The organism is Amycolatopsis sp. NPDC051071 (assembly GCF_040682875.1).
Classification (GTDB): Bacteria; Actinomycetota; Actinomycetes; order Mycobacteriales; family Pseudonocardiaceae; genus Amycolatopsis.
In genome coordinates, this window is the sequence record NZ_JBFBBY010000031.1 from 1 (window position 1) to 13,653 (window position 13,653).

12 protein-coding genes are annotated in these 13,653 nt (G+C 66.9%); 9 read left to right on the forward strand and 3 right to left on the reverse strand.

The window, feature by feature from the left end; genetic code table 11:
* Positions 1-293 precede the first annotated feature (293 nt).
* Both AB0M65_RS13285 and AB0M65_RS13290 read right to left on the reverse strand, forming a co-directional pair.
* The gene (locus tag AB0M65_RS13285) at positions 294-947 is read right to left on the reverse strand and encodes a TMEM175 family protein (RefSeq protein WP_364026105.1); all 654 of its coding nucleotides are present in this window, start codon (positions 945-947) and stop codon (positions 294-296) included.
* 23 nt (positions 948-970) lie between these two features.
* Positions 971-1,492: a DUF6790 family protein gene (locus AB0M65_RS13290; RefSeq protein WP_364026108.1), complete on the reverse strand. Its 522-nt coding sequence runs from the start codon at positions 1,490-1,492 to the stop codon at positions 971-973.
* 56 nt (positions 1,493-1,548) lie between these two features.
* On the opposite strand from AB0M65_RS13290, the gene AB0M65_RS13295 reads away from it, so the two are divergent.
* The 5 genes from AB0M65_RS13295 (at position 1,549) to AB0M65_RS13315 (ending at position 7,261) form a co-directional block, all read left to right on the forward strand.
* On the forward strand, positions 1,549-1,968 hold the full coding sequence (locus AB0M65_RS13295) for a MarR family transcriptional regulator (protein ID WP_364026111.1): 420 nt from the start codon (positions 1,549-1,551) through the stop codon (positions 1,966-1,968).
* A 90-nt stretch (positions 1,969-2,058) separates the two neighbouring features.
* A complete protein-coding gene (locus AB0M65_RS13300) occupies positions 2,059-2,571 on the forward strand; it encodes a hypothetical protein (protein WP_364026114.1) in 513 nt (170 codons plus the stop codon).
* A gap of 527 nt (positions 2,572-3,098) precedes the next feature.
* Positions 3,099-3,797, forward strand: a complete 699-nt coding sequence (locus tag AB0M65_RS13305; RefSeq protein ID WP_364026117.1) for an alpha/beta fold hydrolase — start codon at positions 3,099-3,101, stop codon at positions 3,795-3,797.
* Between the two features lie 2 nt (positions 3,798-3,799).
* Positions 3,800-4,624 carry an SDR family oxidoreductase gene (locus AB0M65_RS13310; RefSeq protein WP_364026120.1) on the forward strand — a complete coding sequence of 275 codons (825 nt, stop codon included), beginning with the start codon at positions 3,800-3,802 and terminating at the stop codon, positions 4,622-4,624.
* Between the two features lie 18 nt (positions 4,625-4,642).
* Positions 4,643-7,261: an amino acid adenylation domain-containing protein gene (locus AB0M65_RS13315; RefSeq protein WP_364026123.1), complete on the forward strand. Its 2,619-nt coding sequence runs from the start codon at positions 4,643-4,645 to the stop codon at positions 7,259-7,261.
* A gap of 290 nt (positions 7,262-7,551) precedes the next feature.
* Here AB0M65_RS13315 and AB0M65_RS13320 read toward each other — a convergent pair whose 3' ends face one another.
* Entirely contained in the window at positions 7,552-8,586 is a 1,035-nt protein-coding gene (locus AB0M65_RS13320) for an IS1380 family transposase (RefSeq protein ID WP_364026126.1), read from the reverse strand.
* Between the two features lie 964 nt (positions 8,587-9,550).
* Here AB0M65_RS13320 and AB0M65_RS13325 point away from each other — a divergent pair.
* The 4 genes from AB0M65_RS13325 to AB0M65_RS13340 are packed head-to-tail and all read left to right on the forward strand — an operon-like array spanning position 9,551 to position 13,653.
* Complete coding sequence (locus AB0M65_RS13325) at positions 9,551-11,788, forward strand: beta-ketoacyl synthase N-terminal-like domain-containing protein (RefSeq protein ID WP_364026128.1); 2,238 nt, start codon at positions 9,551-9,553, stop codon at positions 11,786-11,788.
* Positions 11,781-12,524: an alpha/beta fold hydrolase gene (locus AB0M65_RS13330; protein ID WP_364026131.1), complete on the forward strand. Its 744-nt coding sequence runs from the start codon at positions 11,781-11,783 to the stop codon at positions 12,522-12,524. Before AB0M65_RS13325 ends, AB0M65_RS13330 begins: the two co-directional genes overlap by 8 nt.
* The gene (locus AB0M65_RS13335) at positions 12,521-13,408 is read left to right on the forward strand and encodes a 3-hydroxyacyl-CoA dehydrogenase NAD-binding domain-containing protein (RefSeq protein WP_364026134.1); all 888 of its coding nucleotides are present in this window, start codon (positions 12,521-12,523) and stop codon (positions 13,406-13,408) included. Before AB0M65_RS13330 ends, AB0M65_RS13335 begins: the two co-directional genes overlap by 4 nt.
* Positions 13,405-13,653, forward strand: coding sequence for a phosphopantetheine-binding protein (locus AB0M65_RS13340; RefSeq protein ID WP_364026137.1), 249 nt, complete (start codon positions 13,405-13,407; stop codon positions 13,651-13,653). The genes AB0M65_RS13335 and AB0M65_RS13340 overlap by 4 nt, the downstream gene beginning before the upstream one ends.

The window sequence follows — 13,653 nt, forward strand, 5'->3', positions numbered from 1 at the left end:
TCGCAGATGTCATGAAAGGGTCTTTCAGGACGTTTTTCGTCCTGAAAGACCCTTTCATGACACTTGAGGGTCAAGACGAGGTGCCCAGGACCACGACCGCGGATAGGCCTGTGACATGGCAAGCGTCCGTTCGTGGAGCTGTTGGGACATGCCGTCCGCCGCGTCAGCCTGTGGCTGCGCGGCGGACGAGTCTCGGCGACACGCTTGGTGAGGGGTAAGTCAACCGTGGCGTGGTGGGTTCGGCGGCGGCAGTGGACTCGTCAGGAAACCAGAGCTGACAAAGGACGCCCGCTTTAGAGGTGCCGGCAGCCATCGGACGGCCTCCGGTCCTGGACGCGGCGGGCGATGGCGAGCGCGATCGGCGCCGCGAGCCAGCACAGGTATGTCCAGGGGTTCCCGGTCAGGAACGCGACGGGAACGGACAACCCGAACACCGCGGCCAAGCAGACACTGCGGGTCAGGCTCTGGGCGAACACCCGGGGCGGGCCGTCCGTTCGGTACAGATGTTCGCGCCGGATCTCCCGGATGATCAGCGCGAACGACGTGGACGCCAGGACCTGCACCGTCGCGTACAGGCTGAACCGGAGCGGGAAGGCGCCGTCCGCGGTGATCACCCGCGTCGCGAACGGCATCAAGACCTGCATGAACAGCCAGACGAGGGTGAGGCTGATCAGGCGGCTGCTCAGCGAGCGGACGTAGGGGAAGATTTCGTGGTGGGCACGCCAGTGGGCGGCGATCACCACGAAGCCGAGCGCGAAAGCGATGTATTCCTTGCCGTGGGCCGACACCGAACTCAGCATGGCGTCGGTGGTGTCGCCGTGCGGGATGGGCAGATCCAGGGCCAGCAGGGTGAGCGCGATCGCGATCACCGCGTCGACGAAGATGGTGAGCCGGTCGGCGGCGGCCGCTCGTGTCGTCCCGATCGTGTCGCTGGGATGCGTGGTCATGGTGAGAAACAGCTCCCGCGGTGTCAGGCGGCGATTTCCGCGGCCGGTCGGGTGGTCGCGAGTCGGCGGGATCGCACGGCAAGGATGATCATGACCGCCGGGATCAGGACGTCGTTGACGAGGACTCCGCCGGTGTTGCCGGGGGAGTGGTCCCCGTTGGCGAACCATTGGTAGACGTGGCCGATCGCCGCTCCCCAGAGGAACATCCCGCCGCCGAGGCCGATGGTGATGCGTTCACGCGCGGAGGCCGAGGCGGCCCGGAAGCCCATGACGGCCAGGCCGAGGTTGGCAAACGCGATCTCGAACAGGAAGGGCGTCCGGTCGAAGCCGATCGCCGTGGCCATGACGTCCGGGAAGGCGAGGAAGGCGACCGTCATCCACAGGCTGCCGCAGCCGAAGGCGCCGATGGCCCACCAGCGCTGCCAGATCTCGAGGCGTTCTTCGGATGAGGTGGCGTGGCGGGCCCGGAGGAAGGCTCCGAGGGCGGGCACCACGATCCAGACCAGCGGGAAGGCGGATTGGGCGAGGTAAGAGGAGGTGTCCATGGCTTCAGTCTTACCTAGTTAATATTAACGTGTCAACACTCTGGTATGGTGAGCTGGTGGATGACGGACTCGCAGACCTGCTGCACCGCGTGGTCATGCTGATGGGCGACGCGGCCCGCCGGCGTGCCGATGGCCCCGACGGTTTGACCTATAGCCAGATACGCCTTCTGGGCACGCTGGAGGAGATCGAGCCGACGACGCAGCATCGGCTCGCGCAGGCGCTGTCGGTCTCCGATCCGGCGATCAGCCGGGCGCTGCGACCGCTCGAAGCGGACGGCCTGGTGCGGATCGCCGTCGACCCCGAGCACGCGCGGCGGCGGCTGGTCCGTCTCACCGAGTCCGGCAAGAAAGCCTTCCATGCCGCCGGAAAGCCGCTCTACGACGAGTTCCGTGCCGGGCTCCTCGCGGCCGGTTTTCCGTACGAGCGCTACCTCGAAGACACCCTTCGACTGGCTGAAATCCTCGCGCCCGACTGAGGCGCCTCGACGTCCCCGGTGACCCGCTGTCCGCCCGATGCTTGCGTGGAGTGCGTCTCCGGGCCGGGGCGAATTCGCTACCGTCGAGAAATGAACACCATCGAGTTTCGCGTGACCACGCCTCCCGGTTCCTCGACGCCGGGCACGTGGTCGCCGGTGAACATCGTCGTGGACGGTGTTCCGCTGATCCACCTCGTCCGCGAGCTGGAGCTTCCGTATGCGGAAGCCGAGGAGATCGAACGCGCCGGCGAGTTTCCGGACTACCCGCCCGGTAAGCTCGCACAGGAGCTCGCGGGAGGCTATCTGTCTCTTTCAAGGACGTTCACCTGGCCGAGCCGTCACTTTCTCGGCGAGCCGCTGGAGCTGCCCCATGGCGGGGATGACGGCGAGACCATGCTGTTGGGCTGCACCTGTGGGATCAATGATTGCTGGGCTTTCCTGGCCACGATCGTCCTGACGGAAGAAACGGTGACCTGGTCGGGATTTCGTAACAACTCCCGCGACTGGGATCTGAGCGGGCTCGGGCCCTTCATTTTCAGTCGCTCGCAGTATGAAGCCTCACTTCGAGCGACCGAAGGCCCGCCACAAAATCCTTCAAAGTGACTTGAGGGCAGTGTTCACACGCCTTTGTCCCAGTTCCTTGCCGTCCCGCGCAGGGCGCAACATGATCATTAGCGGGGTTGCACGTCTGTGGAGGGCATAGCGATGAACCGGGCCTGGTCGTTCCAGGCCCGGTCATCCACAGCCGAACCTCACCCAGCGACTCGAAACCCTGCGACATTCGTGTGGACCGTTTTCCCGCGTGCTCGTGGTGCACGTTCGTGAAGAACGGAGAGAAAACGGGAGTGGGCCGCGGCGCTCAGTGCTGAAACCGGCGGCGATGTCTCCTGCCACAGCCGGTGCGGTGGTTTCCCGCACCGGCTGGCTTCTGCTTGCCCGGCCCAGGCGCGCACTGCGTCACTTGCCTCGACGGGGTTCGTGTCCCTAGGGTGTTTTCGTGGCCTCTGGGAGGAAGGGGCTCGTTGAGTTCCCCCGGCTACCGCCACGCGGTCCGGGTGCGCGGGCACTTCCCGATCGAACAAGCGGCCCTGAAGTTTTGTGGCGGACCCTGCGGGAAGACTGGGGTACTGATGGGTGTGCAGCAATTATCTCTCGTCTGCCTGCCATTCGCGGGCAGTGGCGCCGGTTTCTTCCGTGAATGGAAGAAATCGGAAGTGGCCGGGATCCGGGTGTGTCCGATCCAGTTGCCGGGCCGCGAGGAACGTTTCCTGGAAGACCCGTTCAAGGACATTGCCGACGCCGTCGCCGAACTGACGCCACAGATCGTGGCCGAGGTAGGCGTGCGCAACCCCATCGCGTTGTTCGGGCACAGCCTCGGCGCGGTGCTCGCCTACGAGATCGCCAGGGAACTCGGCCGGATCGCACACCCTGGTCTGCGCCATCTGTATGTCAGCGGTTCACCGGCACCGCAGGGCGCACGCACCGAACGAGCCACCGGGCTGCCCGACGAGGAGTTCGTGGCCAAGGTGCAGCGGTTCGCCGGCTACCGGCACGCGGCCTTCGACAATCCCGGCCTGCTCGAGGTGCTGCTGCCGATACTGCGCGCCGACGTGGCGATGCACGAGAACTACCGGCCCACAGCGGGAGCGCCTCTCACCGTCCCCATCACCGCGCTACGCGGAACGGAGGACGGACTCGTCTCGCGGGCACAGGCCGAGCAGTGGGCCACCATGACGGAAGCCAGGTTCGAATACCGGGAACTCCAGGGTGTCCATATGTACTTGACCGAGGAGCCGGAACGGGTACTGCGCATCGTGGCCGAGGGCTGAGCATGTCGTTGACGGACAAGGTGGCCATCATCACCGGCGCCGCGCGTGGCCTTGGCCGCGCGTGCGCGGTGGCCTTCGCCGAGGCAGGAGCGGATCTGCTGCTGGTGGACATCGCGCGGGACCTCGCGGAGATCCCGTACCCGCTCGGGTCCTACGACCAGCTGGCTCATACGGCGAGTCTGTGTGAACAAGCCGGGGCCGCGACCGTGATCACCGCCGCCGACGTGCGTGACTCCCGGCAGTGCCTGCTGGCGGTGGACGAGGCACTCGATCGGTTCGGCACGGTCGATGTGCTGGTCAACAACGCGGGCATCGCCTCCCCGTCCGGGAAGATCGTCCATGACATCACCGAGCAGGAGTGGTCGCTCATGCTCGACATCGATCTGTCCGGGGCCTGGCGCATGATGAAGGCCGTCGCGCCGATCATGGTCCAGCGGAGATCCGGCAGCATCATCAACGTGTCCTCGACCGCCGGCACGGTCGGCTACCGGCACTTCGCGAGTTATGTCGCGGCCAAGCACGGCCTGATCGGGCTGTCCAAGGCAGCCGCCTTGGACTACGCCCCGATGCGGGTGCGGGTGAACGCATTGTGCCCGGGCTCGGTGCGAGACGATCCACTGGTGGACGGCCGGATGCTCGGCGAGATCGCCCGCTCGCTGGACGTGCCGGTCGACGAACATGAGCAGATCTTCGTCCGGGATCAGCCGATGAACACGCTGATCGATCCGTCCGACATCGCGAACGCCGCACTCTGGTTGGCCGCGGACGGCTCCCGCCAGGTGACCGGCAGCGTGCTGACCGTGGACGGCGGCTTTACCGCCCGGTGACGGGAGAGTAGATCATCCATGACCACAGCCACCGAATGCCACAGCCTGGTGTCGCGGATTTCCGATCCGCCGGATCTGCCCGTGCGGATCTGGCAGACCACGGTCGCGGGGGATCCGGGTTGGCCCCGTGCCGCGGCCCACGTCCGCGCCGAGTCACGGCGGCCGATCCATCCTGGCAGTCCTCCGCTGCGAGCCGTCGCGTTGCGTTATGCCGACGGGACGGCGGATCTGGTGCTGGTGGCGGTCCGATCCGTGGTCTCGGTGGCTACGCTGCGGCGGATCGCCGAGGGCACCGCCGCGATCGCGGCCCTGCCGGACTGGGACCCGCGGCCCGCGCCGGCGGGCAGCATCGACTGGGGGCTGGGGAATCCGCGCCGCGCCGGCATCGTCGCCGGCCTGCCGGTGGAGCTGGCCGGACACGGCGAGCGGCGTGTCCTCGGTGCGATCGCGCTGGCGGTCAGCCGTTATGGCGGCACGGAACTGGGAGTACTGGACCTGACGAACAACGTGATCCGGGCTTACCCGATCGAGGAAAACCGGTCGCGAACCATGGCGGACTTCCTGGCCCGGTTCGACGAAGCACCGGTACCGCCAGGCGAGCCGCCCGCGGTGGGGGTCGTGTGGAGCCCATCCTTCGGCGAGGGCCGCTATCTGCCTTGCCTGGCACCGGTTTTCCCGCTCACCATCCAGCTGGAACGAGGCCGGGCGACCTGCTGGTTCGACGAGGGACTCGTGGACCCGGCGATCGCGGGCCGCTTCTGCGCACAGATCACGCGTCTGGCCGGGCAGCCGGAAGACCGGACGCTCAACCGGATCGAGCTGATGTCCGCTGCCGAGCGGGCGGACGTGCTCCGCCTGGGCGGGGCGGGTCCGGCTCCGCGAAGGGAAGGCCGGATCGACCGCGCCATCGAGGAGGTGACGGCCAGGCAGCCAGACGCCGTGGCCTTGGTGACAGGCGATCGGCAGCTGACCTACCGGCAGCTGAACGAGCTGGCCGACGAGCTGGCCGCGGGACTGCGGTCGCTGGGCATCACCAAGGACAGCCGGATCGGGGTTTGTCTGGAGCGGGACGCCGATCTGGTGATCACCCTGCTCGGCGTGCTCAAGGCGGGCTGCGCGTACGTGCCGATGGATGTGTTGTACCCCGCGGAGCGCCTGCGGTTCACCGCGGAGAACGCCGGGATGCCGCTCGTCATCACCACACTGGCGGAGTTTCCCGGTTCGTCTGGGACGCGGGTACTGACGCCGGGCGAAGTACGCGAACTACGCGGACCGACGGACCGGCAGGCACCGGCCGATGGCGGTGACGCCGCTTACGTGATCTACACGTCAGGTTCGACCGGCCGCCCCAAAGGCGTCGTCGTGCCGCACCGCAATGTGCTGGCGTTGCTACAGGCGACCACCGAGGAGTTCGGCCTGTGCCCAGCGGACAGCTGGACGCTGTTTCACTCCAGTGCCTTCGATTTCTCCGTATGGGAGATCTGGGGTTGCCTGCTCACCGGCGGCCGGCTGGTGGTGGTGCCGTATTGGGTGACCCGCGATACCGAGGAGTTCTACGCGGTGCTGGCCGAGCAGCGGATCACCGTGCTGAGCCAGACGCCGTCCGCGTTCGCCCAGCTTGTGCGCACGGACCGGCGTGCACGACGGGACCTCACGCTGAGGCTGGTCGTCTTCGGTGGCGAACCACTCGATGTGCGGATGATCGAGCCATGGTTCGCCCGCCACTCTCCCACCGCCTGCCGTGTGGTCAACATGTTCGGAATCACCGAGACCACAGTGCACGTGACCGCGCAGACGGTGACCCCGGCGGAGGTGGCCGCCGGTTCTCGTTCGGTCGGCCGCGCGCTGCCCGGCTGGTCGGTATCGATTCGGGACGAGCTGGGCCGGTTGTTGCCCCCGGGTCCGGCCGGTGAGATCCACGTGGGCGGTGCGGGAGTCGCGAGCCACTATCTGGGACAGCCGGAGCTCACCGCGCAGCGGTTCATTCGCGATGACGTCACCGGAGAACGGATCTATCGCAGCGGCGACAAGGGACGGCTGCGACCGGACGGGAGGATCGATCACCTCGGCAGGCTGGACAACCAGGTCAAGCTGCGTGGATTTCGTATCGAGCTGGACGAGATCCGCTTGGTGCTGCTCGACGCGCCCGGGGTGAGCGCCGCGGCCGTCGTGGTCAACCAGGATCATCCGGATGATCCGGCGAGCAGCCGGATCGACGCCTATGTCGTGGCGGCCGAACGTGTCGATCCGGCGCAAGTATTCGCGCATGCACGCGGGATACTGCCGGACTACATGGTGCCTTCGACGATCACCCTGGTCGAGCGGATCCCGCTGACGATCAATGGGAAACCGGATATCACCCGACTGCCTGATCCCCGTGCCGGATCGGCGGATCAGGCCGCGGGACCGACCGGAATCACCGATGACGTGCTGCGCATCTGGAGCGGGCTGCTGAATACCCGGGTGACGCTGGAGGATAATTTCTTCACCCTTGGCGGGAATTCCCTGCTGGTCGTGCGTGCCCTTGATCAAATGCGGGAACGCGACCTGCCCAGTATCTCGCTGAAACAGTTCTACAGCAACTCCACCGCGATGCAGTTCGTGAAGCTGGTGCGTGGGCTGATGGACGCGGGCTAGTGAGAGGTAAGACAAACGTGGCGTGAGCGCGGATAGGGCTACCCAGCTCGACGGGGTCTTCGGAGGTCATCCTGGTTCGAGGTTTCGCGGCGACGGCAACCTGGCCTTTCAGCTGGTCTCGGGCTTGTCTGTGAAGGATTTGGGACACTCGACCTGGATCCACCGGTGGGGTTGTTTGTTGATCTTGGTTGGGGTTGTTGATCTTGGTGGGGGTGGGTGGGCGTGTGGGATTGACCGGTCTCGCATCCGGTGTGTCCACTGTGGTCTGGTTGTGGGGGTGGGGGTGGGGGTCAGGTTGTTCGGGTTCTGGTGGTGGTGAACAGTCCGTGCCAGCTGTCGGCCCAGGGCCAGTTCGCTGGTAGTCGGAGGGTGGTGCGGCGGGCGGTGCGGGTGAGGCGGGCGGGGATGTTGATCAGGTGTCGGCGGAGGGTGCCGGTGCGGGCTTTGGCGTGGAAGACGCTGGCCAGGTGGCCTGCGGTGCGGAGCAGGTTGTGGGTGAGGATGGCGAGGGTGAGCCAGGCTTGGTTGGCCGGGAAGCGGCCGGAGGGGTAGTGCGCGAGGGCGGTGTCGTTGAGGTCGGCGAAGATCTGCTCGATGATCGCGTGCCCGCGGTGGTATTCGTCTGCGATGTGGAGGTCGAAGCCGGTGTCGGTGAACACGGCGTGGTAGTGCCAGACGCGGAACAGTTCGCCTTGCTCGTTTTCTTTGAATCGTGGGGTGCGGCGGACCAGCAGTCGTGCGGTGACCTCGCGGCCGGGGTTCTGGGTGGTGTTGGCGAACGCGGTGTGGGTTGTTTCGGCGATCTCCGCGTGCGTGATCAGATCCCCGGTCTCGGGGTTGAGAATCGGGTGCCGGTAAGCGATCTCGCTCCACGCGTCCTCGCCGATGCCGCCGATCGCGGTCAGGACCGCCTCGGTTTTCCGGGCGGTGATGGAGAAACACACTTTGGCTTTGCGGATCGCGGCGATGATCTTGCCGGTATAGAAGGCGGAGTCCGCGCGCACCACGATCATCCCGTTCGCCCCGCAGCGGCGGGCCAGATTGATCGCCTCGGTCAGCAGTGCCACCGCGCCGTGGCGGGAATCGGTGTTCCCGCCACGCAACTGCCCGGCCAGGATCACCGGCGCGCAGACCGGGGACGACACCGTGGCGACCAGGTGGTTCAGGCCCCGGACCCCGTTATAGGCGAAACCGATGCCGTCTTTGTCGTGTCCGTAGGCTTCCTTGATCTTCGCGTCGATATCGATGAACGCCAGCTCACCCACCCCCGCCAGCAGCGACGGGACCTGCCCCGCGAGACGGACCAGGGCCTCTCCCGCGACCAAGGTGAGCTGCCGGACCCACAGGTCGAGGGCGCTCGCAGCCGGTCGAACAACCGACCCATACCGCCGTGCCGGATCACGTCGAGGTCACCGATCGAGTCCGCGCCGATCACCATGCCCGCCACCACCGACAGGGCTTTCGCGTCACTGTTCGCACCGACCGGAACCCCCAGGTCAACACGGTCTTCGATCAGCTCACCCACACCAATGTTCTCGGCCAGCCGCATCACCGGCACAATCCCCGCCGACGACACGAGACTCTCATCATCGAACCTGGCGGCCACCGCACCAGCACTATGAGACAATCGCATTCAGCAGATGCCCTCTCACTCGTGGACCATTGTTTCCTCGCAAGAACAATCATCCCAGGTCAGAGGGCATCTGCGCGTCCACGACACGACAAAACAACAATGCCCGCCGGTGGATCGAGGCTCGACGTCCCAAATCCTTCATGGACGCGGACAGCGGCCTCCGGATCGCAACACCCGAGCGGGGCACCGACACCCACCACGTCACCCGGGCACATGCGTCCATGATGGACAGTGACAGGTGTGGCGACAGGGGTACAGGTGGCGTCGGCCGCGGGGTCGTGAGTGATCAGGGTCGTTCTAACGACCCTGATCACTCACGACCCCCTTCGCCATCGCGGCTGGTCCAGACGGGTGCCGCGAGAAGGCCTCTCTCCTTTGCGGCCAACGGTTTTCGCAGATTCAGGGTGGCTGAACAGTTGTTTCCGCTACGCGTACAAGCACACTGGGCGGATCCTGACGCGGTATTGGCTCACATCCGTCACCGTTGCTATACTTTGTCGATGTTGGACCTTTGTTTACTGGGGTTCAAAAGGGAACTGGGGTTTACGTCTCTATTTATCCAGCCAGGATGGTGCGATGTTTATTTCGTGTTCCGAAAACCGCCTTTCCACGTTTTCCGTTGATCGAGCGTATGAGCAGCTCCGGGATGTGGAGCGGTGAACTACGGGCAGGCACCGGCCCCCGGCACCGAACAGATCATCGCCGCGATCTGGTGTGAGTTGCTCGAACGCGAGGAGGTCGGCGCGCTCGACAACTTCTTCGAGGTCGGCGGGTATTCAATGCTCATGGAAGCGGTTCGCGAACAGATCGTGGATCGCCTTGGTCTCCAGCCGACCCTCACCGATCTGTTCAAGCACGCCACGGTCCGGTCCTCCGCGGCGTTCCTCGACGGTGTGCAGGCGGAGCCCGGGCGGCCGGCGGCGGAGACGAGCGGCGATCACCCGGAGACGGCGATCGCGGTCATCGGCATGTCCTGCCGTTTCCCGGATGCCGCGGACATCGATCAGTTCTGGGACAACCTCGTGGCCGGGTTGGACAGCGTCACCCGGCTCGCGCCCGGCACTGTCGCCGGTCCCGGCGGCACCACGCGCGAGTACGTGCCCGCGGGCGGCGTGCTGCGGGACCCGGAATGGTTCGACCCGGAGTACTTCGGCTACACCCCGAGGGAGGCGGCGCTGCTGGATCCGCAGCACCGGATCTTCCTGGAATGCGCGGTCGAGGCGATCGAAGCCGCGGGGTATGACCCGGACCGGTTCCCTGGCCTGATCGGGGTCTACGCGGGATGCGGTGAGTCGTCGTACGCCGAGATCCTGCGGGAGCGGCAACGGGAAACGGGCTCGATCAGCGGCTGGGACCTCCGGATCGGTACCTCCCCGGACTACCTGGCCAGCAAGGTGGCCTACAAACTGGGCCTGCGAGGACCGGCGGCCGCGGTGCAGGCGGCGTGCGCGACATCGCTGTACGCGGTGCATCTCGCGGCACGGTCGCTGCTCGCCGGGGACTGTGACCTGGTACTGGCCGGTGGCACGACGGTGCGTGTTCCGGCCGATCTGGATCGGTACCAGGTCGGCGGGATCACCTCGCCCACCGGTGCGTGCCGCCCCTTCGACGAGGGCGCGGACGGGGTGGTCACCGGGGACGGCTGCGGGATCGTGGTACTCAAGCGGCTCGCCGAGGCGATCGCCGACGGTGACCACATCCACGCGGTGCTGCGTGGCTCCGCGGTGAACAACGACGGCCGCGAGCGTGCCGGGTTCACCGCGCCAGGGGTACGCGGACAGGTCGAGGTGGTCCGTGCCGCTCAGCGCTCCGCGGGCGTGCAGCCGTCCACGATCACCTACATCGAGGCACACGGCACCGGGACCAGGGTGGGCGATCCGATCGAGTTCGCCGGGCTGCACGAGGTGTTCGCCGGGGAGGGGCCACGGGCCGAGCCGTGCTGGCTCGGCTCGGTCAAGTCCAATATCGGGCACACCGACGCCGCCGCCGGTGTCGCGGGGTTCATCAAGACGGTGCTGGCCGTGGAACGCGGAGTGATCCCGCCGAGCCTGCACTACACCCGGCCCAACCCGGACATCGACTTCACGGCCGGTCCGTTCGCCGTGGTGACCGAGCCCCGGCCCTGGTCGCCGAAGGGACTGCCACGCCGGGCCGGGGTCACGGCGCGTGGCCTCGGCGGCGGCAACGCGCACGCCGTGCTGGAACAGCCGCCGCTGCCACGACCGTCCACCGGCGAGACGGCCGAACAGCTTTTGCCGCTGTCCGCACGGACTCCGGCCGCTTTGAACGAGGTCGCCGCGCGGCTCGCCGAGCATCTGGCACGTCATCCCGAGCAGGAATTGCGGGATGTGGCTTGGACGCTGCAGACGGGCAGGCGTGAGCACGGAAACCGGCGATACGTGGTGGTGCGGGACCGGGCGGAGGCCGTGCGGGTGCTCACCGGTGACCAGCCGGGGGAACACGGTGGCTCCGGTCCGCTCGCCGCGCTCGGCGAGCGGTGGCTCGCCGGAGAGCCGGTCGACTGGTCGCAGGTCCACAATGGAGCGCCAAGGCGAGTGCCGCTGCCCGGTTACCCCTTCCAGCGCAAGCCGTACCTGCTGGAAGCGCGGGCGGCGCGGGAGCCGGTGGCGCCCATGCCGATCGCCGGGCTGGGCATCGAGGACACGGTGTCCCTGCTGTTCACCGAACTGCTCGGCATCTCGGATATCGACTCGCAGGAGAGCTTCTTCGACCTTGGCGGAGATTCGCTGGTCGCCACCAGGCTGCTGACCAGGGTCGGGCAGTTGCTGCCGGTGGAACTGGAGCTGCGCTCGATGTACCTCGCGCCGTCGATACGGGAACTGACCACGCTGATCAAGGCGCGCCTGCGGGAAGGCGCGGCGGCGCATGGCTGAGATACGAGTGATCGAGCGCGCCAAATCCCAGCCCGTCGTGGCCACCCTGTACTGCTTCCCGCACGCCGGTGGCGCCGCCGGCGAATACGCGCGATGGGCGGCACACACCCCCGGCCTGAAGATCGTGGCCATTCAGCCACCCGGCAGGGCACACAATCTCGGTGAACGGGCATTCGGCTCGATACCGGAACTGGTGGCGGCGATTGTCGGACAGGTGCGGTTCACCCCGCCCTTCGCCCTGTTCGGCCACAGCTTCGGCGCGTTCGTCGCGTACGAGGTGGCCAGGAACCTCGGCCACGCGCCGGTGCGGCTGTTCGTCTCCTCCTGCCCACCCCCACCGCTTCCCGCGCAGCCGCGACCACTGCATCTGCTGACCGACGCCGGACTGCACGCCGAGATCGAACGTCGCTGGGGGCCGCTCCCGGCCGCCGTCGTCGCCGACGAGCGACTGCTGCACGCCGCGCTGGCCTGTTACCGCGCGGATCTGCGGGCACTGGAGACCTATCAGCACACCCCCGCCTCCCCGTTGCGCTGCCCGATCACCGTCCTGACCGGCGACCGGGAACCGCGATCGCCGATGGAGGGCTGGCGTACGCACACCGCGTGCGAGGCCGAAGTGGTCTCCCGGCCGGGTGACCACTTCCACCTCAGGGAGGACCTGGCAGGCCTGGGACGGCTGCTTGCGGCGACGGTGCGTGCCGACGTGAATCGAACCGAACAAAGGATGTCCACATGAGACGGATAGGAGTGGCCGGAGCGGGCACGATGGGGACCGGGGTCGCCCAGTTGTTCGCCGAACACGGCCACCAGGTCGTGTTGCTGGACATCGACCCGGACATCCTGGACCGGGCGGTGCGGGAGATCGCCAGAACCGTTCGGCTCGGTCCGTTGATCCGGCCAGGACTCCCGGTCCGGGAGCCGCAGGAAGTACTCGACAGGATCACCTGCACCACCGAGCCCGGCGAGCTGGCCGGGATCGACTACCTGATCGAGAACGTCACCGAGGATTGGCCGATCAAGCGCGAGCTCTATCGGCGGCTGGACCGGATCTGCCCGCCCTCGGCCATCTTCGGGGTCAACACCTCCGCCATCCCGATCACCAAGGTGGCCGGGTGCACCGGGCGGCCGGAGTTGGTGATCGGGACGCACATCATGAACCCCGCGCCGCTCAAACCGACGGTCGAAGTGATCCGGGGAACCCATACGTCGGCGGAGACCATCGAGCACACCCTCGGACTGTTCCGCGGTGTGGGCAAGGACAGCGTGGTGGTCGGCGACTCGCCGGGATTCGTCACCAACAGGGTCGCGATGCTCACGGTCAACGAGGCGATGTTCCTGGTCTGGGAGCGGGTCGCGTCCGCCGCCGAGGTCGACCAGCTCTTCCAGCAGTGCTTCGGCCACGCCATGGGCCCGCTGGCCACCGCGGACCTCATCGGGCTCGACACCGTACTGCGCTCCCTCGAGGTGCTGTGCGAGGAGTTCCAAGACCCCAAATACCGGCCATGCCCGCTGCTGCGTCGGCTGGTGTACGCGGGACACACCGGACGCAAAGCGGGACAGGGCTTCCACAGCTACGAGACAGGCGAACCGGTCGGGCAGAAGGCGAGCGTGATGTCGTGAGCGACACGAAGACGGACATCCGGCGGTTCGTGTCCGGCCACGCCGGCGGGGCGGATATCGCGGGAGACGAGGATCTGTTCGACAGCGGCCTGGTGAACTCGCTGTTCATCGTGCAGCTGGTCATGTGGCTGGAACGCGGCTTCGGCGTCACCCTCTCGGGCGGGGATCTGGACCTGGACAACTTCCGCACGATCGACGCGATCGCCGCTTTCGTCGCACGTAAATCCGCGCCGGTGAGCACCTGA

Bases quoted from the DNA above. Each gene is read 5' to 3' on its own strand.
- AB0M65_RS13285 (WP_364026105.1), bottom strand. From the start codon at position 947: ATGACCACGCATCCCAGCGACACGATCGGGACGACACGAGCGGCCGCC.
- AB0M65_RS13290 (WP_364026108.1), bottom strand. From the start codon at position 1,492: ATGGACACCTCCTCTTACCTCGCCCAATCCGCCTTCCCGCTGGTCTGG.
- AB0M65_RS13300 (WP_364026114.1), top strand. From the start codon at position 2,059: ATGAACACCATCGAGTTTCGCGTGACCACGCCTCCCGGTTCCTCGACG.
- AB0M65_RS13305 (WP_364026117.1), top strand. From the start codon at position 3,099: ATGGGTGTGCAGCAATTATCTCTCGTCTGCCTGCCATTCGCGGGCAGT.
- AB0M65_RS13310 (WP_364026120.1), top strand. From the start codon at position 3,800: ATGTCGTTGACGGACAAGGTGGCCATCATCACCGGCGCCGCGCGTGGC.
- AB0M65_RS13315 (WP_364026123.1), top strand. From the start codon at position 4,643: ATGACCACAGCCACCGAATGCCACAGCCTGGTGTCGCGGATTTCCGAT.
- AB0M65_RS13330 (WP_364026131.1), top strand. From the start codon at position 11,781: ATGGCTGAGATACGAGTGATCGAGCGCGCCAAATCCCAGCCCGTCGTG.
- AB0M65_RS13335 (WP_364026134.1), top strand. From the start codon at position 12,521: ATGAGACGGATAGGAGTGGCCGGAGCGGGCACGATGGGGACCGGGGTC.